The 25,545-nt window shown below is 43.2% G+C and carries 19 protein-coding genes and 3 pseudogenes; 16 read left to right on the forward strand and 6 right to left on the reverse strand.

Annotated elements, in window-relative coordinates; translation table 11 throughout:
* The first annotated feature begins 260 nt into the window (after positions 1 to 260).
* From PL85_RS10905 to PL85_RS10915, 3 genes and pseudogenes are all read left to right on the forward strand, one after another.
* The gene (locus tag PL85_RS10905; RefSeq protein ID WP_115340236.1) at positions 261 to 1,613 is read left to right on the forward strand and encodes an ABC transporter substrate-binding protein; all 1,353 of its coding nucleotides are present in this window, start codon (positions 261 to 263) and stop codon (positions 1,611 to 1,613) included.
* Positions 1,610 to 3,957, forward strand: a pseudogene (locus PL85_RS10910) (ATP-binding protein). The gene PL85_RS10905 and the pseudogene PL85_RS10910 overlap by 4 nt, the downstream one beginning before the upstream one ends.
* Positions 3,947 to 5,215 carry a sigma-54-dependent transcriptional regulator gene (locus PL85_RS10915; RefSeq protein WP_013867894.1) on the forward strand — a complete coding sequence of 423 codons (1,269 nt, stop codon included), beginning with the start codon at positions 3,947 to 3,949 and terminating at the stop codon, positions 5,213 to 5,215. The pseudogene PL85_RS10910 and the gene PL85_RS10915 overlap by 11 nt, the downstream one beginning before the upstream one ends.
* A gap of 181 nt (positions 5,216 to 5,396) precedes the next feature.
* On the opposite strand, the gene PL85_RS10920 is transcribed toward PL85_RS10915, so the two are convergent.
* A complete protein-coding gene (locus PL85_RS10920; RefSeq protein ID WP_026029117.1) occupies positions 5,397 to 6,545 on the reverse strand; it encodes an iron-containing alcohol dehydrogenase in 1,149 nt (382 codons plus the stop codon).
* A gap of 165 nt (positions 6,546 to 6,710) precedes the next feature.
* Here PL85_RS10920 and PL85_RS10925 point away from each other — a divergent pair, with 165 nt between their 5' ends.
* Positions 6,711 to 7,592 (forward strand): AraC family transcriptional regulator, encoded by an 882-nt coding sequence (locus PL85_RS10925; RefSeq protein ID WP_017047225.1) that lies wholly within the window; start codon positions 6,711 to 6,713, stop codon positions 7,590 to 7,592.
* A gap of 356 nt (positions 7,593 to 7,948) precedes the next feature.
* On the forward strand, positions 7,949 to 11,104 hold the full coding sequence (locus tag PL85_RS10930; protein ID WP_115340235.1) for a chitinase C-terminal domain-containing protein: 3,156 nt from the start codon (positions 7,949 to 7,951) through the stop codon (positions 11,102 to 11,104).
* Positions 11,105 to 11,216: 112 nt separating this feature from the next.
* On the opposite strand, the gene glgC is transcribed toward PL85_RS10930, so the two are convergent.
* The 4 genes from glgC to PL85_RS10950 all read right to left on the reverse strand — a co-directional run bounded on the left by glgC (position 11,217) and on the right by PL85_RS10950 (position 15,717).
* Complete coding sequence (glgC, locus tag PL85_RS10935; RefSeq protein WP_115340234.1) at positions 11,217 to 12,431, reverse strand: glucose-1-phosphate adenylyltransferase; 1,215 nt, start codon at positions 12,429 to 12,431, stop codon at positions 11,217 to 11,219.
* A 168-nt stretch (positions 12,432 to 12,599) separates the two neighbouring features.
* Entirely contained in the window at positions 12,600 to 14,510 is a 1,911-nt protein-coding gene (locus PL85_RS10940; protein ID WP_115340346.1) for a sensor domain-containing diguanylate cyclase, read from the reverse strand.
* 174 nt (positions 14,511 to 14,684) lie between these two features.
* Positions 14,685 to 15,209 carry a hypothetical protein gene (locus PL85_RS10945; RefSeq protein ID WP_017046411.1) on the reverse strand — a complete coding sequence of 175 codons (525 nt, stop codon included), beginning with the start codon at positions 15,207 to 15,209 and terminating at the stop codon, positions 14,685 to 14,687.
* Positions 15,210 to 15,345: 136 nt separating this feature from the next.
* On the reverse strand, positions 15,346 to 15,717 hold the full coding sequence (locus tag PL85_RS10950; protein ID WP_026029118.1) for a YgiW/YdeI family stress tolerance OB fold protein: 372 nt from the start codon (positions 15,715 to 15,717) through the stop codon (positions 15,346 to 15,348).
* Between the two features lie 157 nt (positions 15,718 to 15,874).
* On the opposite strand from PL85_RS10950, the gene PL85_RS10955 reads away from it, so the two are divergent.
* Genes PL85_RS10955 through modC form a run of 4 tightly spaced genes read left to right on the forward strand, consistent with a single transcriptional unit; the run spans position 15,875 to position 19,910 of the window.
* Positions 15,875 to 17,350 (forward strand): cobyric acid synthase, encoded by a 1,476-nt coding sequence (locus PL85_RS10955; protein WP_115340233.1) that lies wholly within the window; start codon positions 15,875 to 15,877, stop codon positions 17,348 to 17,350.
* 1 nt (position 17,351) lies between these two features.
* On the forward strand, positions 17,352 to 18,125 hold the full coding sequence (modA, locus tag PL85_RS10960; RefSeq protein ID WP_115340232.1) for a molybdate ABC transporter substrate-binding protein: 774 nt from the start codon (positions 17,352 to 17,354) through the stop codon (positions 18,123 to 18,125).
* The gene (gene modB, locus PL85_RS10965) at positions 18,115 to 18,804 is read left to right on the forward strand and encodes a molybdate ABC transporter permease subunit (RefSeq protein ID WP_017046414.1); all 690 of its coding nucleotides are present in this window, start codon (positions 18,115 to 18,117) and stop codon (positions 18,802 to 18,804) included. The genes modA and modB overlap by 11 nt, the downstream gene beginning before the upstream one ends.
* Entirely contained in the window at positions 18,804 to 19,910 is a 1,107-nt protein-coding gene (gene modC / locus PL85_RS10970; protein WP_172859078.1) for a molybdenum ABC transporter ATP-binding protein ModC, read from the forward strand. Before modB ends, modC begins: the two co-directional genes overlap by 1 nt.
* Positions 19,911 to 20,027: 117 nt before the next feature.
* Here modC and PL85_RS10975 read toward each other — a convergent pair whose 3' ends face one another.
* Positions 20,028 to 20,465 (reverse strand): DUF3069 domain-containing protein, encoded by a 438-nt coding sequence (locus tag PL85_RS10975; protein WP_017046416.1) that lies wholly within the window; start codon positions 20,463 to 20,465, stop codon positions 20,028 to 20,030.
* A 138-nt stretch (positions 20,466 to 20,603) separates the two neighbouring features.
* Between PL85_RS10975 and PL85_RS10980 the strand changes: the two genes are divergently transcribed.
* From PL85_RS10980 to PL85_RS19090, 7 genes and pseudogenes are all read left to right on the forward strand, one after another.
* On the forward strand, positions 20,604 to 21,578 hold the full coding sequence (locus PL85_RS10980; RefSeq protein WP_094145712.1) for a GGDEF domain-containing response regulator: 975 nt from the start codon (positions 20,604 to 20,606) through the stop codon (positions 21,576 to 21,578).
* A 164-nt stretch (positions 21,579 to 21,742) separates the two neighbouring features.
* A complete protein-coding gene (locus tag PL85_RS10985) occupies positions 21,743 to 22,048 on the forward strand; it encodes an Hpt domain-containing protein (protein ID WP_096037108.1) in 306 nt (101 codons plus the stop codon).
* A 4-nt stretch (positions 22,049 to 22,052) separates the two neighbouring features.
* Positions 22,053 to 23,228, forward strand: coding sequence for an HDOD domain-containing protein (locus PL85_RS10990; RefSeq protein WP_019282210.1), 1,176 nt, complete (start codon positions 22,053 to 22,055; stop codon positions 23,226 to 23,228).
* 36 nt (positions 23,229 to 23,264) lie between these two features.
* Complete coding sequence (locus tag PL85_RS10995; protein ID WP_019282209.1) at positions 23,265 to 23,630, forward strand: response regulator; 366 nt, start codon at positions 23,265 to 23,267, stop codon at positions 23,628 to 23,630.
* Positions 23,627 to 24,208 carry a chemotaxis protein CheC gene (locus PL85_RS11000; RefSeq protein WP_013867877.1) on the forward strand — a complete coding sequence of 194 codons (582 nt, stop codon included), beginning with the start codon at positions 23,627 to 23,629 and terminating at the stop codon, positions 24,206 to 24,208. The genes PL85_RS10995 and PL85_RS11000 overlap by 4 nt, the downstream gene beginning before the upstream one ends.
* A 9-nt stretch (positions 24,209 to 24,217) precedes the next feature.
* Positions 24,218 to 24,860 (forward strand): annotated as a pseudogene (locus tag PL85_RS19085) (PAS domain-containing protein); the annotation flags it as partial.
* Positions 24,861 to 24,925: 65 nt separating this feature from the next.
* Positions 24,926 to 25,525 (forward strand): annotated as a pseudogene (locus tag PL85_RS19090) (sensor histidine kinase); the annotation flags it as partial.
* Positions 25,526 to 25,545: the final 20 nt, after the last annotated feature.

Here is a 25,545-nt window from a genome sequence, read left to right on the forward strand (position 1 = left end):
TCAAATACTAAATAGGGTTATTACTAAATAGGGTTGTTTCGTTGTCGGAATGCATCTTCAAACAAATGGGTATGGGGCTCAAAAGTGCCAATTTGAGGCAGAAATGACTCAAATTGAGAGTGTGAATGGGTCAAAAATGGGAATTCAGCGAAGGGTAAATTATGTTTTGCTGATAAAATTGAAATTGTAATACGCTGTTTTGCGTCATAACTGACACAAATGTTTAATAATTTATTTTTAGCTAAACGGTAGAGTTTTGAGTGAACGCACAATTTTTAGGGTTTTGTGATTTAAAAGCGGTTTTCCGTTCTTGTACCTTATTACGCTGGTGCAAATGGATGGTGCTACTAGGATCGATAGCGGCGGCTATCAATACCGCTTATGCAAAAGAGAATGAGTTAGTCATACTGACCACATTTTCACGTGAACCCTTGCTACCTCTTATTGAAGAGTTCAGCAAACAGTATCAAGGGGTTGATGTGCAAGTTGTCCACCGTAGAGCACAATCGAGTATTCAACTGCTTAATAAAAGCTATATCCAGAATATTGATGTAGTGCTGAGCTCATCGCCTTTTTTAATGCAGCATTTAGCAAATAGCAATAAGCTCGCAACCTTACCTGCCCATTTGCAACCACCAGAATGGTTAAAACCCTACATGTTACCGCCAACTGATAAAGTCGTGACGATAGGCTATTCTGGCGCTGGTTTGGTATGGAATCGTGACTATCTCAGCTTACATCATTTACCGACGCCTACGTCGTTCACCGATCTGGCTAATTTTATCTATTTTGACCACATCACGATGAGTACGCCAACACGTTCGGGTACTACTCAGTTAATGGTCGAGAGCATTCTTGCTAAATATGGTTGGCAACAAGGGTGGCGGATTTTACTGAACGTGGGGGCAAATTTAGGGACAATTTCCTCACGCAGTTTTGGTGTGAGTGATTATGTAGCCAAAGGGCAATTTGGGATAGGCCCAACGATTGATAGCTATGCCAGCATATTAGAACGAAAATTTGAGCACGTTCAATTTCGCTACGATGAAAGTTTTACCCTAATGCCCACATACGTCTCCCAAGTGAGCCTGCGTGAAAATGATCAATATGCGAAGGCATTCATCGATTTATTGATGTCAAAAGCGGTACAAACGAATATGGATAGCAATGATTTTTCTAAACATGCGATAAACGATAAATCCCTGTTTAATGAGGCATATACACAGTTGTCCATGGCATCCATTACACATCGTGAGGAGTTAGTTAACTTATTGTTTGAAATTGCGATTACCAAACGCTTACCTCAGTTAAAAGACACTTGGCTCGCAATCAATCATGCTAAAACCAAGTACGCACACAATGAACCCGCTCTGAAGCTCATTGAAAATATTGAAACTCGAGTGTTCTCTTTACCTGTGACCGAAACAGAGTTAGCCGTAGTATATCAGTCATGGCAAAAAATCAGTGTTGATGAGGCGCAGTATGAGACACACTCTGCCGCCATTTCTATGCAAGTAGCGGAACTGACGCATCGTTGGAAGATGCAGTTGGCATTAACCTTAGAAGAAGCTTTGTCCGATCTAAAAAACTTGGACCGGGTCGATACGCCATGATTTTTCCGAAATACAACACGATTGGCGCGAGACTGGTTTTGGCCTTTGCTTGTAGTACCTTGCTGTTGACGATTGTCAGCATCGTCGCATGGGGAACATGGAATAGTTTAGATAATCAAGTGAGCGAGCTGCTTGATAAAAGTGTTCCTAAATATAATGCCAGTTATCTGCTCGAAAGCAGTAGTTCGGAAATTAAAAGACGGATCGAAATCATCTCAAATACGCGTAACAAAGTTGAGTTGGATGAGCAACGGCAACGTTTGGATAACAATTTAACGACGATCAGCAAAATATTAAGCGAGATTGAATTGAACAGCGAGCAGCAACGGCTGCTTGCTGGGTATCAACGGCTACGTAATCTTAGTGAGCAATTTGGTCTTCTGGTCGGGCAACGGATTGATCAAAGTCGTCAAATTGAGTTACTTCAAGAGCAGATCCAATGGCTACATCAAGATATTGGTTCTGAGTTGACTCCGCTGCGCCAAGAAATACAGTGGCAGCTAGAGCGAAAAATGAAAGGTAATGAAAGCGACATGCTGTTTGCGAGTTTAGGGGCTGTCCAGTCTATCCTAGATGGTGAGGCTCAAACGTTTATGTTCGCAAAAGAGCTCATCCAATCTAAGCATATTAGCCAAGTGAATAATGGCATGAAAGTACTACAGTTCCGCCTTGAAGAACTGTACGCACAGAGTGCGCCGATTTTTTCACAACCTGCAACCATCGCCTATCAACAATTACTCAGTGAGCTAATGGATGTATTGAGTTTGAATGGCTCTTTCCATCAAAACTTACGTTCTATGGTGCGTTTAAATGCCCAGCTTGATGATATTCGAGCTGAAGTTCAGCAACAGCTTCTCCACCAACATACTGATATTGCGATGTTGGTCGCCAACGCCGATGAGTCGTTTGTTCAAGCGAAAAAAGAGACCACGGAACTGGTTTCTCATGGTAACCGTATTCTGTTTGTCTGCTTTAGCTTATCGATCATTATCAGTTTGTTTTTGACTTACTATTTCATCAATCGTCGGATTGTGGGCCGACTTAACCGCCTTAGCGACAGTTTAGATGCCATCATTCATAATGATCTTTCACACCCTATTGTGGTAGACGGCAGAGATGAAATTGGCCGGATCAGTGAAAAATTGGTTCAGTATGGTAAAAAAGTGGAGGAAATGGACCGAACCAACGCACTGAGTTTGATTAACAATACGCAAGCGAGTTTAATCACTTGTGATTTGGATGGTTATATTGAATCGGCTAACTTAAGCGCTCGTGTTCGCTTGAATATAGACCAGAATGAGGACCCGAAAGCCTTTTGGCTCTGTTTTTCAACGTCAACTCAATCGCAGTTGCAAGCACTGTTTAACCCAGAGGCTAAGTTGATCGAAAATGGTGCAGATGTCATTACGTTATCGTTAGGCGATGTAAATAAACCTTATTACTTGCGCTTGTATTTACGTAAGTATACCCACGGTTTAAGCGATAAAGTTATCATCACGATTACGGATGTTACCGATCAAGAGCACGCTAATCGATTATTAGAAGAGCGAGTTCGAGCAAAAACTCATTCATTACGTGAAAAAAATCATCAGTTACTCGCTGAAATTGAGCAGCACCACCGGACCGAAAACCATCTTAAAAAAACACAAAGTGAGTTAGTACAAGCCGCTAAAATGGCGGTGGTCGGGCAAACGATGACCAGTTTAGCGCACGAATTGAATCAACCATTAAGCGCGATGTCGACTTATCTCTATAGCGTAAACCTTGCTTTAGAGCAGAAGAAAACAGAGCAAATCAGACATTCCATCGATCATATTGAACATTTAACAGAGCGAATGGGCAAAATCATCAATGGGTTACGTCATTTTTCTCGTAAAAGTAGCAGTGATGAAACCCTTACCCCTGTCTTGATTACTGACGTTATCGGTCAGGCTATGTTGTTGGTTGAAACGAAAGCGAAACGTCAACAGATAGTATTGCAAAGCCATATTCATCAACCAATTCAAGTCATTGCAGATCAAATCGGCTTGGAACAGGTATTGATTAATTTGTTGGTAAATGGCTGTGAAGCGGTTGTGGGATGTGAGCACAAAAAAGTTGACGTGATATTGCTGTCGAGTACGCCAACGCATCACGTTGTTGCAGTATGCGATTCAGGGGCTGGATTTGCTCATGATGTCGTTGAAAAACTCTTTACGCCCTTTACCACGACCAAAGAAGTAGGGTTGGCTTAGGGCTGAATATTTGCCGCTCGCTCATAGGAAAAATAAAGGGTCAAATTTATCTTGCCTCGACAGTCAGTCGAGGTGCAATGGTCGTGCTGGAGTTGCCTTATGAATCATAATTATTCTGTTTTATTGATTGATGATGACCAAGATGTCCTTGACTCATATTCGCATCTTATGTCGATAGCTAATTTGCCGTCAAAAGCACTTCTTAACCCCACCAAAGCGTGTGAGTTTATCCATTCTGATTGGGCTGGAGTGATATTGCTTGATGTCTATATGCCACAAATGAACGGCATTGAATTGCTTAAAGCGATTAAATCGATTGATGAGCATATTCCTGTGATTGTCATTACTGGCCACGGAGACATTCCTATGGCGGTAGAGGCGGTCAAAATAGGGGCATGCGATTTTCTTGAAAAGCCAATCAATCCTGCGGAGTTATTGAGCTTAGTGAAGAAAAATCTCGATATTCGTCGTCATTTTGTACAACAAAAAACGGCTATGGCCAACTCAATCAAATGCGAACTCATCGGAAAATCCGCTCAAATGGGGCAAATTCGTCACCATGTTGCTCAGTATTCAATGCTCAACAGTCATGTTGTTATTTGTGGAGAATCGGGTGTTGGACGGCATACTATTGCATATCTCATCCACCAACTGACACAGGGTAATCATGCTTCATCTCTGGTGGAATTAACCGTTTCATCAGCGACCACGCTCGCACAGATTGAACAAAAATTAGATGCAAGTGAAAACGGTACATTGCTAATAGACCACATCGAATTACTTTCTGAAGAATTGCAGCGTTATTTGACTCAGAGGATGCTTAACCAAGAACGCCTAAGCAAAGCTCGAACGCGCGTGATTGCTATTTTAGGTACGGAACCTGAAGCCTTGATTACGGCTAATCGGTTGCAGCCAGAGCTCTATTATTTGCTAAACCAAGGCGTGATAGAGGTGCCTGTACTTCGACATCGTCCCGATGATATCGCTACTTTGTTCCATTATTTTCTCAAGCAGAGCTGTAATAAATTGGCGAAACCTTTGCCAGCGGTAGAACTGAGTTATTTGTCGTTACTGCGTGCACATCAATGGCCGGGAAATGTACGAGAGCTGAGAAATGTAGCTGAATTATATGCGATAGGTATTGTAAAACTGACGGGAAAAGAGCGTTTGTACAATCAGTCTGATCTTTTATCACCGCTTGATGAATTGGTGGATGATTACGAAAAGCAAATTATTGAAGATGCATTATTTCTCCATTCTGGTCGCGTCGCTGATGCCGCAAATTATTTGCAAGTACCGCGTAAAAAGCTCTACTTACGAATGAAAAAACATGGTTTAGAAAAGGATGACTTTAAAAGTCGTTATTAGTTTTTCAATTTTAGGTGGTGGATCAGTTTGATAATGCTGGCATGGTAATGAAAGGCCGCTACATAAAGTATCCAATACAAAAAAAGTACAAAAAAAGCAGCGCCCAATTGCGCTGCTTGATGTAGCTGAATCTATGCTATTGGAATGTGGAAATCACTATTCACTCGTCTAAAAAATGAGGCTAAATGATAGCTTGTTCCAAAATTTCCCGTGATTTTTCAAGCGTGATGGCTTGCTGTTCACCCAAAACAAGCATTCCATGTGCGTTCAGTTGAGCGATAACTGCGTCTATGGCCGCTTGCTTACTGCTATTATGATCCGCAAACTGAGTTGGAACATTCAAGCTGTGGTAGAAGGCTTCAATCGCATCGATTGTGCGTAAGGCAAGATCGCTAGTTTGATTGAGTCCAAAGACATTTTTGCCCATTTGCTCAAGTTTAGCGCGTTTGTTCTCAAGTTGATTGCGCAGTAGGGAAGGCTGCACAATCGCTAGCGAACGGGCGTGATCAACATGCCATAATGCGGTGAACTCGTGACCAATCATATGAGTCGCCCAATCTTGTGGAACGCCAGTACCGATCAGGCCATTTAGTGCTTGGTTCGCTGTCCACATCAGGTTTGCTCGCCATCCATCATTATCACGCTGGTCATATTGTTGACCCAATACCAGCAAGTTTTTAAGTAAAGTTTCGGCATAGCCGTCTTGAACCATTGCATTGGTTGGCAAGGTTAAATATTGCTCACAGACGTGTACCCAAGCATCAACAATACCGTTGATCAACTGGCGCTCAGGCAGTGATTTCATTACATCTGGATCAAGCACTGCGAACTTAGGCTGTACCGCTGGAGCCATAAAGGCCAGTTTGTCTTGTGTTTGTGCTTTGGTAATGACCGCGCCCATGTTGGATTCAGAACCGGTTGCTGGCAGAGTCAGAATTGCACCGATAGGCGTAGCTTCAGTAACTTGATGTTTACCCACCATGATGTCCCAGCCATCCCCATCATACTTAGCCGCCGCGGCAACGTATTTTGAACCATCGATAACCGAACCACCACCCACGGCAAGAATAAAGTCGATGTCCTGTTCTTTGACGATAGCAACCGCTTTATCTAAGGTTTCTTTGGTTGGGTTTGCTTCTACACCTGAAAACTCGACCCATTGGTGGTCAGTGAGTGCACTCACGACTTGGTCATAAACACCATTTTTTTTGATCGAACCGCCACCGTAGATCACCAGCACTTTTTGGTCAGTTGGAATCGCCTGACTGATCGCAGAGATTTGGCCTTGGCCGAAGTGAATTAGAGTAGGGTTAACATAAGTAAATTTCATTATTCTCACCTTTGCTTATAGAAAAGGAGGCGGCGCCTCCAAGGCAGTGTTTTACGATGTGCATATTAGTATTAATTATCCAGTCAATATAGACCAATTTCTCGAAATTAATTGCCTAATTCTCTAATTGTCGTATTCTTCCTTCAATTTTGATAAGGGGGCATTATGAGTAAACTGGCGCAACTGATGCAGCAATACATTGAAAAACAATCTTTAGATCATTTGGAAGGTATTCACCAAACGGCAGTGCCGGGCGTATTGTTTTATCGCAGCAGCCGCGGTAATGGTAGACAGCCCCTTGTGTATCAATCCGGTATCATATTGTTGGGGCAAGGACATAAACGCATTCATATTGGTAGCCAACCCGTAAATTATGGCCCCAATGATTACTTGGTTGTTGGGGTACCTTTACCACTTGAGTGCGAAGCTTTTGCGTCAGAAAGTGAACCGTTATTGGGCTTGACTATTAATATCGATCACTCACTTCTCCTTAAACAGGTTGATCGACTTGAGGCTTCTGGTTTTTTATCTGATTGCATAGACAAATCAAAATGCGGGCTGAAATCAGTAGAAATGGGCGCAAAGATGCAAGCAAGTGCGATTCGTTTGATGTCTGCATTGGTTGATGATCTTGAAGCTAAAGTGCTTGGCGAAAGCTTAGTCGAGGAGATTGTGTTTCGGGCATTAACCAGCGAGCACGGTTATGTGCTTTTTGATCTCGCTCATCAAGAAGGACACTACGCCCGGATAGCCAAAGCGTTGAGTAAAGTACATCAAGAATATGATCAGTCCATTACCGTTCAGTTACTCGCCGAAGAAGCCAATATGAGTGTTTCGGCGTTTCACCACGCCTTTAGGCTGGTGACGTTAGAATCTCCTTTACAATATTTAAAAAAAGTCAGGCTTAACAGAGCGAAAGAGCTGATTCGTGTGGAAGGCAAGCGTGTGAACGATGCCGCTCGTTTAGTTGGTTATGCCAGCGCATCTCAGTTTAGTCGAGAATATAAGCGACATTTTAATGAAACCCCAAGAGGAGTACAGCGTTAGAAATAGCGCATAAAGTTAAACTCTACATTTTTGTAACAATTAGTGTTGTTGCATGTTTTTTGCTCTTTTTGATGGTGTGTAAGTTAAATAACCGGCAGGCAGTCCGTATATTGTTCTGATTTCGGCGCTTTTTTTAGAATCGGAAAATTAACCAATAATTAGTTGTTGATGCAAAATAACGATGTCTCTTTTGCAGAAATAGTGCAACTTGTTGCGAGTGATTTTTGATATTTGAACAAATTGAGGTGCTTATTTATCGCTCTGTCCTACAGTTGTTTCACGTGAGAATTAAAGTCTGGTTTCTTCTTGATACGAGGCTTTTTATAGTGAAACAATAACTTAAGGAATGAGCAGCTATGCATTTAAACAACAGGACAGTGGCAAAGGGTGTTTTTACACTGAGCACTTTAACGGCCTCTTGCTTGATGGCTTTTAACAGCTATGCAGCCGTTGATTGCACGACACTAAGCCCTTGGGAATCGTCAAAAGTTTATACTGGCGGTAACAAGGTTCAGCACAGTGGTACCGCCTACCAAGCCAACTATTGGACTCAAGGTAACGATCCAGCCAACTTTTCTGGTGATTATGCCCAGTGGAAAGTGTTGGATGTTTGCGCCACTTCCGGTGGTGAGAACCAGCTACCGACCGCGAATCTCTCTTCACCTTCCGCAGTAGATGTGATTGCTGTCGGTGATACCGTAATATTAAGTGCGAACGCAACCGATAGTGACGGCAGCGTTGCTCGAGTCGAGTTTTCTGTCGATGGTGCAATTGTGGGTATAGTCACCACGGCACCTTATAAAGCCACGTGGGTCGCAACCGCTGGTCAGCATGAATTCAGTGTTGTAGCCATCGATGATAAAGGTGATGCCAGCGTGAAAAGTGCAACGACCTTAACGGTGAAAGAGGCACAGCAACCAGGCAATCAGGCTCCAACCGTTGATATTACGCTCTCTGCGGTTTCCGTTGACGTGGGGGCTTTAGTCACCTTAACCGCAAACGCTGCTGATACTGATGGAAGCGTCGATAAAGTTGATTTCTTCGTTGCGGGAACGCTGGTTGGAACGGCTGTTAGTGCTCCGTATACCTTAGAATACACTGCGACAAAAGCGGGTAACTTGGCGGTGTTTGCACGCGCCACTGATAACCTTGGTGCGACGACAGATTCCACGTTAGCGACTTTAACAGTCAGTGGCGCGCCAATAGCTAATAATTGTCGTCCTGATGGTTTATATCAAACCGAAGGTGTGAATGTACCTTATTGCACCGTTTATGATGCGGAAGGTCGTGAGATCATGGGGGCGGATCATCCACGTCGTGTGATCGGTTATTTCACCAGTTGGCGTGCGGGTGATGATCCGCAATCGGCTTACCTTGTAAAAGACATCCCGTGGGAGCAGCTCACGCACATTAACTATGCCTTCGTCAGCATAGGTTCCGATGGCAAAGTGAATGTGGGCGATGTGAACGATCCCAATAATGCGGCAGTGGGCAAAGAGTGGCCAGGGGTTGAGATTGATCCTGCATTAGGCTTTAAAGGTCATTTTGGTGCGTTGGCAACAGCGAAGAAAAAATTTGATGTTAAGACCTTAATTTCTATCGGAGGCTGGGCTGAAACTGGCGGGCACTTTGATACGGCAGGCAACCGTGTCGCCGATGGTGGTTTTTATACGATGACAACCAACGCTGATGGCTCTATTAACCACGTTGGTATTGAAAAATTTGCAACATCGGCTGTTGAAATGATTCGTAAATATCAATTCGATGGTGTCGATATCGACTATGAATATCCAACCTCAATGGCGGGCGCAGGTAATCCAGATGATAAAGCGATTATGGAACCTCGCCGTGCTTATTTATGGGCGTCGTACCAAGAGTTAATGAAGGTACTACGTCAGAAGCTTGATCAAGCATCGGCACAAGATGGTCACCATTACATGCTGACGATTGCAGCACCGTCTTCTGGTTATCTATTGCGTGGTATGGAGACGTTTGATGTCACTCAGTATCTTGATTATGTGAACATCATGTCTTATGACTTACACGGCGCATGGAATGATCACGTGGGTCACAACGCGGCTTTGTATGACACTGGTAAAGATTCAGAGTTAGCACAGTGGAACGTATATGGTACGGCTCAATACGGTGGTATTGGTTATCTCAACACTGACTGGGCTTATCATTATTTCCGTGGTTCTATGCCCGCAGGGCGTATCAACATCGGCGTTCCTTACTACACGCGCGGCTGGCAAGGTGTCACGGGTGGAGAGAATGGTTTATGGGGGCGAGCGGCATTACCTAACCAAGCTGAATGTGCTCCGGGCACTGGTGAGGGTGAGAAAAACAACTGTGGTCACGGCGCGGTGGGTATTGACAACATGTGGCACGACACCGATCCGAAAGGAAACGAGATGGGCGCAGGTTCAAACCCAATGTGGCATGCCAAAAACCTAGAGAAGGGGATTTGGGGCTCTTACGCCCAAGCTTATAACCTTGATCCAGTGAATGAGCCTGCCGATCAACTTGTCGGTCTTTACCAACGTCACTACGACAGCGTTGCCGTCGCGCCTTGGCTGTGGAATGCCCATAAATGGGTGTTCTTATCAACCGAAGATAAAGAGTCTATCAACACCAAAGCCGATTATGTCATCGATAAAGAGATCGGCGGCATCATGTTTTGGGAGTTAGCAGGCGATTATAACTGTTATGTATTGGACGCTAATGGTCAACGCACTCAAGTAGATTCAACAGAGCAAGCTTGTGCAAGCGGAAATGGCGAATACCACATGGGTAATACCATGACGAAAGCAATTTATGACAAGTTTAAGTCGGCAACGCCTTATGGTAACACGCTTGCAACAGGAACGATTGCCAGTGAAACTGTAGACATCGCGGTCTCCGTTGGTGGATTTAAGGTGGGTGATCAAAACTACCCAATCAATCCGAAAATCAGCTTTACTAACAACACAGGTCAAGAGATCCCAGGTGGTACTGAGTTCCAGTTTGATATCCCCGTATCTGCACCTGATAATGCTAAAGACCAATCTGGTGGTGGTTTGAAGGTGATTGCTTCTGGCCATACTCGCGCCAACAACGTCGGTGGCTTAGACGGTGTCATGCACCGCGTAGCGTTTAGTTTGCCGAACTGGAAAGCTCTGCCCGCAGGCGGCGTGTATGAGTTGGATATGGTTTACTATCTGCCTATTTCTGGGCCTGCAAATTACAGCGTAAACATTAATGGTGTCGATTACGCCTTCAAGTTTGAACAACCGGATCTTCCACTTGCTGACCTATCTTCTGGTGGCAGTGACGGTGGAGATACTGGCGGTGGCGATACCGGTGGTACCACGAATCCTAGCAATGTCATTACTTGGGTTCCCGGATCCACACAGGTGAAAACTGGCGATGTTGTGATTTACAACGGGAAATGTTTTATTGCCAAAAACAACCCCGGCGTTTGGGAGTCACCGACTCAGTCAAATTGGTTTTGGGATGCAACAACGTGCCCATAACCGAGCGTGATTAATCGGTATGTTTTGAACTCAGTGTAAAGTAAGAAGCCTTAGCGTGTGCTAAGGCTTCATTTTAATGAGGGATAAATTGAGTGGGCAAAAAAATCTAGGTTTAGAATTGATAACTTTCGGGTACCACAACAATGCCATTTTCTGAAATACGGAAACGCTGGGCATCTTCAACTGGGTTTAAGCCAATTTGAGTATGTGGAGGGATTTTTACATGTTTATCAATAATACATCTCATGAGCTGACACCCTGCGCCGACTTCAACATCATCAAATAAAATGCTATCGACCACTGTTGCACCATCATCAATTCTGACGTTTGAAGAAATAATGGAGTGTTGTACAGAACCTCCAGAGTTAATCACACCGTTTGAAATGATCGAATTAATGAATATACCTTCGTTACCTGTTGCAGAAGAAACCGTGCGCGCAGGTGGGTATTGCGCTTCGTAGGTACGAATGGCCCAGTTTTTTTGGTATAAGTTCATTGGTGGAACGGGTTCGAGTAAATCCATGTTAGCGTTATAAAAAGAATCAAGTGTACCGACATCACGCCAGTAACAATCTTTAGCGACTCGCCCCCGGTCACCGCAAAACTCATACGCATAAACAGCATGGCTTTCAATCAATTTGGGAATGATGTCATTGCCAAAATCGTGACTCGAGTTTTCCCGTTCTGCATCGTGAACCAAAGCACTTTTTAATACTTCCATATCAAAAATGTAGATCCCCATAGAAACTAAGCTGCGATGAGGATTATTGGGCATGGAGGGTGGGTCACTTGGTTTTTCGATGAATGAGGTGATCTTGAAGTCATTATCTACATTCATCACGCCAAAGGCAGAAGCTTGTTCTCTTGGGACATCCATGCAGGCGATAGTCAGTGCAGCATTTTTTTGCTTATGAGCTTCGAGCATAGACGCATAGTCCATCCGGTAGATATGATCACCAGATAAAACAACGACGTGTTTGGCATCACTGCGTGAAAGTAGCCACATATTGTGGTAGATAGCGTCCGCCGTTCCTTCGTACCATTTTCCGCCTTTTCTCATCTGCGGGGGGATCACAGAAATGAATTCGCCGAGTTCTGGATTGAAAATAGACCAGCCATCACGTAAATGTTTTTGTAATGAATGAGATTTATATTGAGTCAGGACCAAAATCTTTCGCAGCCCTGAGTGTAGGCAGTTGGTGAGTGTAAAATCAATGATTCGATATTTTCCACCAAAGGGTACAGCCGGTTTTGCTCTGTCATCAGTTAGCGGAGATAGCCGCGAACCGACGCCACCTGCTAACACAACGGTTAGTGTTTCTTGCATCTTATTTCTCCCTAAATATGTGCAATCTATTTACCATATTAGAGAGTAGTACAAGTTTTAAGCCAAAAGTAAAAATGATAGCGAACAATACGTTACAAACTAAGTTTGCGATAATTGCACGAAAATAAACCCATTTTATTTCTCGATGCACTTAAATGGTGCTAATTGTTAAGCAAATTCTTCCATCTCGACACTGGTCAATACCGAGACAAGATTACGCCCCGAAGCTTTTGACTCATACAATGCAATATCGGCCCGTTTATACACTTCTTCTGGTTTTTCTGTAATGTCAGTGATGCCACCGCTGATCGACACTTCTAAACGATGATTTAAGTGAACGGCTACTCGTAAACGGTGCATGACCAACTCAGCTTCTGCCAGTGGTGTATGAGGCATAATGATGGCAAACTCTTCGCCTCCGATGCGAGCTAAAAAGTCCGTTTCTCTTAGGTGCTCACTTAATTGTGTTGCGACAGAACGAATGATCTTATCGCCTTCTGCATGGCCTAATTTATCATTAATACGTTTAAAATGGTCGATATCAATAATCGCTAAGCACGACTGCACTTGAGCTTGGTAACGTTTTACGCGTAAGCATTCTGAACGCATTTCTTGATCAAATTTCCTGCGGTTCCAAATGTTGGTGAGCGCATCTTTCTCGCTGAGCTCACGCAGGCGATTTTCTAGCTCTTTGCGATGACTAATATCAACAAAGGAGGCCACATAAAACTGAATAATTCCGTCTGAATCACGGATGGTTTGAATACGTAAGATCTCGGTTTGCATTGAGCCATCTTTACGCTTATTAATGACTTCACCTTCCCATAGCCCTTCGTCTTGCAGCACTTTCCACATATTCATGTAAAAAGCTTGATTGTGCTTACCGGAGGAAAAAACGGAAGGTTGTTTACCTCTTACCTCGGCTAAGGTGTAGCCGCTGATCCGGGTAAACTCATTGTTTACTTTGATAATGCGGTTATTACGATCGGTAATCACCATAGCGGACATACCATTCATCGCCGCTCTAGCCAGTTTGCTCTCAATACTGTTTTTATCGTGGTTTGCGTTCCAACGAATAAAACCGGCGGCAATCGTCATTACCAATAGCGCGATGCCAACCGCTTGAAAGCTAATTTTTAGCTCTGTGGCAGAAAGCAATTTATTGAGCGCATCACCATTTAATGACTGAATTAGGTAAATTGGCTCCATTTCAGGGAATATGGATTGCAAAGGAACCTGAGTAAAACTATACCAGCGGTTGTTATCCCATACCGTGCCAGAAGCTTGCTCTTGCATACTTTTCCAGAGTATAGGGGCGACACTGTTCACATTCATCAGGTGGTATTTCGACGGGTTTTCTTGTTGAGATAAGATCTCATTTTCATGATGAATATACTGCCCCTTGAAACTGATGATGTCTGGGCGACTCAGTGAATTTAACCTCTGGTTAAATTTTTTGTACAACTGGGTTAAATTAAGATTTGCTACAAAATAGCCTTGCCTTTTTCCATCAAAATCTATTGGTGCAATAATCCTAAATACTGCGGTTATCTGGGAAGTAGTACCATAATTTTCTTCTTCTCTTTCACTATCAACACCGAAGATCCCAATTTGGTTTGGGGAAAGGTTTTGCGCATACTGAAAATAGTCTCGGTGCAATTTGTTTTTTAGTTGTGATCTTGGTACTGCTTCTGTTGATCCATTACTCTGATTCACGCGAATTAATTCGTTACCCGCTATATCAAAAAGCCTGAGCCGAGAATAAAGGGTTTGAATACGAGCTGCTAATAACCAAAACGCCTGTACCGCTTCGATATTTTCGGTGGAGGGAAGACGTAATGCGCTGTACAACATGGTGTTGTTTGACAATATTTGAGTGGAATTGTAAACGTCATTAAACGCAGTAAGCAGTTCGTGCTTATTGTATTCGAGTTGAGAATGGCTTTTTTGTTCGATCATTTGCACAGTTTGTTCGTGAGCTTTGTCGAATTCTTTGACGAAATAAAGAAAGGGCACAACCCCAAGCACGACACTAACAAATAGCCATTGAGCTAAGTATTTATAGAAAGAGCGAAACATATAAGTTATTGAGTGCATAGTATATCGCTGATATATGAGAAGTCGCTTCCAAATATCTGATATCGTGGAGTACATCAAATTTGTGGGGTAATTCTGTTGATACAAAGAGTAAAAAGAAGCGCACAAGTAGCGAAGAAGCATCATGCGCTTAAGCCTGAAGGCCGCTTTACGTTTTTAGAACTGAAAACGAACATTCATGACGATCTGTGGGCCGTAAACGCCGTTGTTTTTGGTTTCAGCTCCTAACGATAATTGTTCGGTAGAGTGAAAACGTAATCCAGCGCAAAATACCGAGTGTTCATCGTTCTTACCCAGTTTAATATTGGCTTCAATTTGGCTCGATAACCAGATCCGGCTGCCAATATTAAACTCCAACTGGGTTTCGCTTTTGCCACCCTGTTCATCGGTAGGTCTAATGTGGTGAACAAGCATTTGTCCGTAGACATCAGCAAATTGGTTTATTGGACCGTTAAAGCCAATTCCGCCAGCGGCATCCCAATCTCCGTCAAATCTCGAATCGTAACGAGCGACCAGGTGTGTGTTATCGGTTAAATAAGTACTAAATTCTGCACCTGAGGATTCAGGGCTGATAGCGGTTCTGACTTCAAAGAAGTTATAATTAAAATTGTTAGCTTGCGCAGAGAAAGAAAGAACGCATGACAAACCGACTAGGCCTAGTGAGTACGCTTTTTTATACATGTACGCTTCGTCCTGAAAAGATGAAAATTAAGCTGAATAAGATACAGCAATGGCCTGCAAATTACAGGCCATTTTCACAAAAAAATCCATCTTATTTTTTGTGTTTTACCATCAAGAGAGCAATAAACAGTAATGATTATAGAACTTGGATCTGATCCACTTCGATTTCAGGTGTCAGTCCTCCTTCATATTCGCCATAAAGGCGAACCTTAGTCTCGGCATTGAGTGGTGCTGTGAAGTGGATATCATCATCCAGTTCTACTTGAATCTCACCGTTGCCATCACTGAATACGAATGTGTCTTTTCTGATTTGACGAATCAACTTTCCTTCAACCACAACATGCTTTTCTGTAAACATATTGGTGTCTTTTAGCAACGATTCCACAGACGTAAGTTCGATAGGACCATTGTAATTGATGGTATTACTGTTTTGGTTATGGTTACCTGCAAAAGCGAAAACAGGAGCAATAATCATCGAAGCTGCTAGGGCTAGTGTTGTACGTTTCATTTTTAATTCCTCTATGGGTTTGTTGTTTTGATGAAGCGATTTAAACACTAAGATGTTGAACACACTCTGAGCGGAACATTAATATTCCATTCATTTTATTGAGTGAGTAGCAGCTGTGACGGTATGATTACCAGCAAACGCCTATCGTAGAGTTAATATGGAATCAACATTAAGGTCATTGATGGTGCAGGGCACCACTTCCGACGCTGGAAAAAGTGTGCTAGTTGCAGGCTTATGCCGAGTGTTAGCACGTCGAGGAATAAAAGTAGCCCCTTTTAAGCCGCAAAACATGGCGCTCAATAGTGCGGTGACGGCCGATGGTGGCGAAATCGGGAGAGCGCAAGCTGTTCAGGCTCAAGCGTGTGGCGTTGAGCCATCGGTACACATGAACCCTGTATTACTCAAGCCAAATTCAGACACGGGTGCGCAGGTTATCCTGCAAGGCAGAGCGCTCTCTAATATGGAAGCAACGGGTTATCACGATTATAAGAAAGTCGCGATGAATACTGTGCTTGATTCCTACGCTCGGTTACAAGCCGAGTATCAAAGTGTCATGATTGAAGGGGCGGGAAGCCCGGCTGAAATCAACCTACGCGAAAACGACATTGCTAACATGGGGTTTGCTGAAGCGGCCGATGTACCTGTGATTATCATTGCCGATATTGATAGAGGCGGTGTATTTGCTCATCTGTATGGCACGTTAGCACTGCTTTCTGAATCGGAACAGCTGCGTGTAAAAGGGTTTGTGATTAACCGCTTTCGAGGTGATATTGCGTTACTGCAATCTGGCCTTGATTGGTTAGAAGCAAAAACGGGTAAACCCGTCATTGGTGTGCTGCCTTATTTACATGGCTTTGATTTAGAAGCTGAAGATGCGATCACTCAAGCGCAAACCCTCAGCAGCAACAGTAAATTGAATATTGTGGTGCCAGTGTTGACTCGCATTAGTAACCATACTGATTTTGATGCGTTGCGTTTAAATCCTGATGTTGACTTACGTTATGTGGGAAAGGGTGAACGGATCGAAAATGCGGATCTGATTCTGCTTCCGGGCAGTAAATCTGTAAGGGACGATCTTGCGTATCTTCGCTCGCAAGATTGGGATCAGGATATCAAACGTCACTTGCGTTTCGGAGGCAAAGTGATGGGCATTTGTGGTGGTTACCAAATGTTAGGTCGGGTAATTCGCGATCCACTCGGCGTTGAAGGTGAAGCGGGCGAAAGTGAAGGACTGGGGTTGTTGAACGTCAGTACAGAACTCACTGCTGAAAAAACGCTCAGGAATGTTCAAGGCGAGCTTATTTTACCGCAAGGTAAAGCGAAGGTCTCAGGCTACGAGATCCACGTTGGACGCACAACGCTCGATGATGCATCATCCTCAGCAATCATCACGTTAGACAATGGCAACCGTGACGGTTTATTAAGTGATTGCCAGCAAGTGTTGGGGACTTACATGCACGGAATTTTTGATAGTTTTCCTGCAACTGAGCTTATCTGTCGCTGGGCTGGTGCCGCTGATATAAGTTATTACGATCATGTGGCGCAAAAAGAACAAGCCATTAACCGCATTGCGGATGCGATTGAAGAGCATTTGAACTTGGCCTTATTATGGCCAGAATTAACGGAGCGTTAACATGAGAAAAATACTGCTCTCTATCGTCGCCATGCTGTGCTGTACGGCGGTTTATGCACAAGAGAAAATCACTGTTTATGCAGCGTCATCCATGACGAATGCGGTTAATGAATTGATTGCGGCTTACCAGCCGAAACAACCGTTAGATATTGTGCCCGTTTATGCGGGTTCATCCGCGCTTGCTCGTCAAATTGAGCAAGGTGCACCAGCGGATATTTTTATTTCAGCCAATGATAACTGGGTTACTCACTTGCTTAACAAGAACATTGTGACGAGCGATAAGGTCACATTGTTGGCTGGAAATCAGCTGGTGCTTATCGCCCCTCAATCGTCGAAGCTCAATTCGCTGGTAGTAAATGATGTTGCGGCATGGCTTGACGCCTTGAACGGTTCACGTTTAGCGATAGGTAACACAATGGCGGTGCCTGTGGGAATGTATGCCAAAGAGGCACTAGAAAAGTTAAAAGTGTGGTCGGCGCTCGCCCCTATGCTGGCTCAAACCAATAACGTACGTTTAGCGCTTGCGCTAGTGGAACGTCAAGAAGCCGCACTTGGTATTGTATATAAGACGGATGCATTGATGAGCAATAAGGTCAAAGTGGTACACGAATTTGATTCAAGCCTACACAGCGCCATCCATTATCCTTTAGTGCAGCTAACTGAGCGTGATACGGTGAATCAATTCATGCTTTTTTTACGCAGCGATCAAGCAAAAAGTATCTTACAGAACTACGGTTTTAGCGTGATGACAGGAACGGATTCCTTTGCTTTCTGAGTACGAATGGGTTGCACTGCAACTGAGCTTAAAAGTCGCGATTTATACCGTGCTTTGGCTTTTACCGCTGGGAATGTTTTTTGCGTGGCTACTCGCCAGAAAGCAGTTTTGGGGTAAAAGTATATTGGATAGCCTAGTGCATTTGCCGCTCGTTTTACCGCCAGTGGTCGTAGGGTATCTTCTGTTGATCACCATGGGTAAACAAGGTGTAATTGGGCAGTGGCTTGATAATATGTTTGGCTTGCGTTTCAGCTTCAGTTGGCGTGGAGCCGTGTTGGCGTGTGTCATCATCGCACTGCCCTTGATGGTTCGTGCGATTCGTTTAAGCCTTGAAAGCGTCGATCCTAAGTTAGAGCAAGCGGCTCGAACCTTAGGCGCTTCACCACTCAAAGTTTTTTTGACCATTACATTACCCTTAACGATACCCGGGCTGATCACTGGCGCGATGCTCTCTTTTGCTCGCAGCCTAGGTGAGTTTGGAGCCACCATTAGCTTTGTGTCCAATATTCCCGGTGAAACACAAACGCTTCCTCTTGCGATGTATAACTTTTTAGAAACGCCAGGAGCCGAAATGGAAGCGATGCGTTTGTGTATTATCTCGATCGCGATTGCCTTGGCTTCGTTATTCATTTCTGAAGTGATTAGCCGCCGAATGACTCGGCGCTTAGGGACTCAATGATGAGTGGGTTAAAGATTCAATTTGGAAAACAGTTAGGTGATATCAAGCTTAATGCGGATTTGGTTTTACCAAGCCGTGGTATTTGTGCTGTTTTCGGGCGTTCAGGGGCGGGGAAAACCTCCTTCATCAATATTATTAGTGGATTGGTGAAGCCTGAACTTGGTGAAATCGAGATCAATGGCCGCATCCTATTTAGCCAACGAAAAAAGATTAACTTGCCTGTTGAAAAGCGCAATGTTGGTTACGTTTTTCAAGATGCTCGATTGTTTCCACATTACACCGTTCATGGCAATTTAAACTATGGTGTCAAAAAAAAGGATGCCGACCACTTCGCCGCTATCGTAAAATTATTGGCTTTAGCGCCATTACTTACACGTTATCCGCATGATTTATCGGGTGGGGAGAAACAGCGAGTAGCGATTGGCCGAGCCTTACTATCCAAGCCAGATATTTTATTGATGGATGAGCCGTTGGCATCGCTCGATATGCCGCGCAAACGTGAAGTGATGCCTTTTTTGGAAGAGCTGGCTCATAGCGTACATATTCCAATTCTCTATGTGACGCACAGCATGAATGAAATTTTGCGTCTGGCTAATTATTTAGTTGTGTTAGAACAGGGCGCTGTGCTGATAAGCGGTGAGCTAGAGCAAGTGTGGTCTTCAAATTATATGCGTCCTTGGCAATCATTTGCCGACCAAAGTAGTCTGTTTTCTGCCCACATCTGCCAGCACAACAAAGATTATGCGCTCACACAGGTCTCGCTTGCAGATGATGTCAAACTTTGGGTGCAATATGTGGAAGGCGAGGTAGGCTCTGCACTGCGATTACAGATCCGTGCAAATGATGTTTCGGTGGCGCTTGATAAGCCAAACCGGACGTCAATTCGTAATATTCTGCCTGCGCAGATTTGCCAGCTTGAAAAGCAGCCTCTAGGTACTGATAAACAGAGTGTGGGGATAAAACTCAAGTTAGGCGAAGGGTGTTACCTGTGGGCTGCGGTAACCAAATGGGCGGCCGATGAGCTACAACTGAATGTTGGTGATTCGCTGTATGTGCAAATTAAAGGCGTGAGCGTGTCGCAGCGTGATATTGTCTTAACGCATTAATGTTTTTCATTATTAATGTATTGATTCGATAACCTAAGCCTCTCTTATCCCGAGTTCAGGCTCAATAGAAAAAGCCGTCATATAAAATTGACGGCTTTATGCTCAATGGTGTGCGTTTTATTTTGCAAACACGTCTTTAAAGTCGCGTTTTAGAATCGGGTCGCGGCGTGCTTTTTTGATCTGTTTAACCATATCTTTCACACAGTTATGCAGCACTTGATCAAGAAGCTCTGCTCGGTACTCTTCTTTATCTTGGTCTGTCATCTCTTTCGGTAAATTCAATGTTGGGAACTCCTCCATGACATTGACACCAGCAAAAGCTTGGCTGACAGAGATCAACGCATGAAACTGTTCAAAATTATCCAACACATTTTGCGCACTGGCTGGTAGAGAGTTCCAAGACTCGCGTACCGCTTCTTCAGAGACTTCATGTATAGACACGACCATGTAGTACATCTCTTGTGGCACTTGATCAAATTCAATTACTTGGCGCAATTCTGGCGAGATGGCGTCTAAGTCCACTACAGGTTGTTCGGTTTGCTTTACTTCAGACATGAAGATATCTCTTTAGGGGAAAAGCTACATGCTAAAAATTTATAGCGAAAAGTCAATGTTGTGCGCAAAATTAAACAAAGAAAGTGAATAAATCTATGTTATACGTAAGCATATGATTGAAATTTAAAGGGGTTACAGATGGTAAGTTCGGGCTCTTCTATGAGGATCTTGCTGGTCGATGACGTACAACTGGATCGAATGCAACTCACCATTCGTCTTAAACAGCTCGGTCATCACGTGGAGGCGGTTGCCAGTGGGCAAGCGGCATTGGATAGCTATTGCCAATTTGATCCAGAACTGATTCTGATGGATATTTCGATGCCCGGCATGAATGGTTTTGAATTATCGAAAAAAATACGTCAGCAATACCATGAATGGGTGCCGATTATCTTTTTAAGTGGGCATGATGAACCGTCGATGATCGCGCAAGCGATAGAGGCAGGCGGTGATGATTACTTAACCAAGCCAGTCGATAAACTGGTACTCAACTCCAAATTATTAGCCATGCAGCGTATTGCAAGTATGCGTCGAGAGCTTAAACGCGCAACGGTTAAACTTGAAGAGCTAAATCGTGTTTTGCAGCAGCAAGCAAATGAAGATGGCTTAACACAAGTCTTTAATCGTCGATTTATAGATGACAAACTTAAAGAGATGATCAGTTGGCATGGGCGGCACAAATTTCCAATGAGCCTCATTTTAATCGATGTGGACTATTTCAAACGGTTTAACGATAACTACGGCCATATAGAAGGAGATAACTGCTTGATTAGCATTGCGCAAACGGTGAATCAGTTATTTGTGCGCACTGGTGAGTATGTAGGGCGATATGGCGGTGAAGAGTTTTTAGTGCTGCTGGGTAATGCCAATTATGAACAAGCACTGATCGCCGCTGAGCGAATCCAACAATCAATGATCAAGGCACACTATCCTCATCAATACAGCGAAATTGCTGATCATGTCACCTTATCTCAAGGTGTCATCTCGTTAACGCCGAATGGTACTGAGTCTATCGCTAATATTTACAATCTGGCCGACGAAGCCTTGTACCAAGCAAAGCATCAAGGTAGAAATTGCTTTATTTCTTACGATGTTACCAATGCAGTATTAAGCTAATACATACACTTCACTCGCTCTTTTTTGTTAGCACTTAAGCAATATGGTCTACACTAGTACTAACGCTTTGGATTAGAAGTCAGGATGCATATATCAACTTTTTTGGCTTATGGGTGCACTTTATGGACGGATTGCAGTATTTTTCACCAGAGAGGGTGGCGGATATGGTTGGTGAAGAGAATGTGAATGAGATGCTGTGCGGCTATCGAAAAAGCCTGTTGGAAGCTTTGAACAAACTTAGCAGTGCGCTTTGTTGCAACCAAGTTGAGGTGATTCACCACATTTCACACACCATGAAATCGTCATCTCGGTTTGTCGGAGCGGATGTATTAGCGTCTGAATTCCAGAAACTTGAAGTCGCAACTGATAATCTAACCAATGTTACTCAAGACACCGAGTTTTCAATCAGTTCGATCAATGATCAAAGTAAGCTGTTGTTGGACGAAATCAACCAATATATGAATAAATAAAACAATGAAGCTAAGTGAGAATCAAATGGAAAAAGTACATTTGAAAGTCATGTGCATAGATGATGATGTTTTTATGCTTAAAGCCATTGCTCGTTTGATCAGGCGTATTCGTCCAGAATGGGAAATTATACTCGTTTCAGAGCCACTAGATTGGTTGTCAGAATGGAATAAGCATAATTGCCAACCGCCAGCCATTATCATTTCAGATTTACTCATGCCGCATAAATGTGGCGATGAGCTTTTAAAAGAGGTAAAGCAGTCTTACCCGCAAGTAGTGAGAGCTCTTTTAACTGGGAATACGCAGGAGAATTTGCCTCAAAAAGCGCATGCGTATTCCCACTTCGTTCTGCCTAAGCCATTCACACAAGAGGACTTTGAACGCTTATTTGAATGTACCGAACGTCTTTATCAAATGCCGTTTAACAGTGAGTGTCGAACTAAACTCGGAAGCTTGAAAGATCTTCCGGTGTTACCCAATTCGATACACCGTTTACAACAAACTATTGCCTCTCCTACTTGTGATCTTCAATCGATAGCAGACACCATTAGCCATGAGCCTGTATTAGTTGCACGAGTGTTTCAAATTGCCAATTCTTCTTACTTGGGTTTTCGTCGAACCACAGATTCATTATCGGAAGCTGTTGGACGTTTAGGCGCAACTTTAGTGGAGAGTATCGCCATATCGTTATTGAGCCATCACGCTAACAGCTTAGTTTCAAAAAAGGCTCACCAAGATATTTCAGAACAGGCGCTGAGGGTGAGCTATATATCCCGTTTACTGGCTAAAAACTTGGGGTACTCCCTACAAGATAAAGATCGGGTGTTTGTCTCAAGCTTGCTTACCGCAATCGGAAAATTGATTTTGATGGAGGAAGGCGCTGATATCCATAATGTTGATTCTTTCTTGGAGCTTCAACAAGAATATGCTGATTACTACATAGTAACGGCATATATGCTGATGATATGGGGATACGGTTCAGAGATTGGAGAGATCGTTCTTAATCAAAGTAAGAGTGATTTTTTTTCAGATGACAAATCTGTTGTACTTGGCAGTATTGTGGGGCTTGCAAATCGTATAGAAGCATGTAAGGAAAATGAGAGCTACCAAACACTGATTGACGGTGTACCAAGTTCCATTGCAAGCGTATTAGTTGAGCTAAAACCCATATTTATTGAGTAATTATATAATTACTTTTTTTGGTTAGAGGGAGCGAGCATGGCAATTAAAATTACAATAGCAGACGATTCAAAGATGTCGAGAAAAGCGGTAATGAGGGCGATTCCTGAAGAGTGGGATGTGGAAATCAACGAAGCCCAAAATGGCAAAGAAGCCCTAGTCAATTACCAAAATGGGTGCGCTGAAGTGATGTTTTTAGATTTGACCATGCCAGAAATGGATGGCTTCCAAGTCCTTGAATATTTGCATAGCATTGATGCTAAAAGTATTGTCATTGTCATTAGTGCCGATATTCAACCTTTTGCTCAGCAGCGCGTAAGAGAACTCGGTGCAGTCACCTTTTTGCAAAAACCACTTGACCCAGCACAGCTAAAACAAACATTGCACGAGGTAGGACTATTATGACAATGGCACTTTCAGAAGACCATAAAGACGCCCTGCAAGAATTTATGAATATCTCAATGGGCAGAGCAGCAAATAAACTGGCTACCTTACTTAATTTACACGTCACTATATCTGTACCCAGTATTGGAGTGGCAACGGATGAGGATTTAGCGCAACTGCAATCTTATGAAACCGATTATTACTACACTCGGCAGTCTTTTTTTGGTGGCATGGATGGTGAGTTAGTGACCTTAATGAGCAGAAAAGGCTGTGAACAGATAGTGAGCGATCTAAAACAATCAACAGGTGATGCTCAAGATGTCGTGAGCCTAGAAGAGAGCATTTTAGATATCTCGAATATTTTATCTGGTGCAAGTCTAAAGGGTCTATGTCAGCAAATAGACATAAAAACTAAAATTCAGTCTCCAGTGCTGTTTTATCCGTCAACACAGCCGCTCCCCATTTCTCAGTGGAAGCTATCTTTAATTATGGAAATCTCTTTTTTAGTCGAAAAAGCGTCATTCTCTGCTAAAACCATCATCTGTTTTGCAGACAACGAATTAGATAAGGTACTCATTCACCTCGATGAGTTGATGTAGGAGTTTGGAATGGGAAAAAGCCGCTTACTGCTTTCTGATCTGCTGGATCAACTCTCTTTTGCGTTGTGCATAGTACGGCAGGATTACATTATCGTGAAAGCGAATGACTATTTCCAATCCCGAGTCATTTTTGATGGTGATGTGATGCAAGGAAAGAACATACTTGAACTATTTCCCCATTCCGCAGACTACCTTAAACGAAAAATTGATACGGCATTGGTGATTGAAACTTCAAGCTTTAGTAGCTGGGAGCAAAAGCCTCATCTACTGCCCTTTAAAAGCTCCCGCCCTGTATCGGGCGAAGAAGATCAGATGTATCAAGATTTGGAGATCATCCCTATTCATAGTGAAGATGGGACCATCGAGCATGTTTGTATATGCGTCTATGATGTAACGATACAAGCTAGCCAGCAGCAGGAACTTAAACGCATTTCTTATCAATTAGAGCAAGAACATCAAGCGCAAAAAGTGTTGATTAAAAAACTCGAAGATGCTCAAGGACAACTACTGCAATCAGAGAAAATGGCCTCTATTGGGCAGCTTTCGGCAGGCATTGCTCATGAGATCAATAATCCAGTGGGTTTTATCACATCCAATATTCAAACACTGAGTGACTATTTTCAAACGCTAGCCGCCGTTTTAGAAGGGATAAAACAACAGGTTTCACAAGCAAATAATACCGTTTTAGCGGCAAAGTGTGAGTCATTACTACAAGAGAAACAGATTGATTTTATTTTAGAAGATACGGCTGATTTGATTTCAGAATCACTAGAAGGTTCATCTCGAGTAATGGCCATTGTGAAAAATTTAAAAGAGTTTTCACACGTTGATGGTTCTGAATGGAGCTACGCAAATTTGGAAAACTGTATCGAATCAACGCTGAAAATCATCAATAACGAAATCAAATACAACATTACTTTAGAGAAAATATATCAAGAAAACGTGCCTGAAGTGTATTGCCAGCCAATGCAGATTAACCAAGTCCTTCTTAATATTCTTGTCAATGCAAGTCAGGCGATTGTCGGAGAAGGCACCATCACCATCTCATTAGCCAAGTTAAATGAGAAACAGGTTGAAATTCGCATTAAAGATACGGGAAGCGGTATTCCTGATGCGATTAAAGATCGCATCTTTGAACCCTTCTTTACCACCAAAGCGGTTGGGTCCGGCACAGGATTAGGTTTATCAGTTTCGTACGGGATCATCAAAGGTCATAAAGGCACCATTGCAGTTCATAGCGAAGTTAATAAAGGTACTGAATTCATCATTACGTTACCGATAGACGCAGTCGAATTGGCTACACTAGCAATAGAGTGAAAATGATCGTTATCTGATTA

Source organism: Vibrio anguillarum (assembly GCF_001989995.2).
Classification (GTDB): Bacteria; Pseudomonadota; Gammaproteobacteria; order Enterobacterales; family Vibrionaceae; genus Vibrio; species Vibrio anguillarum.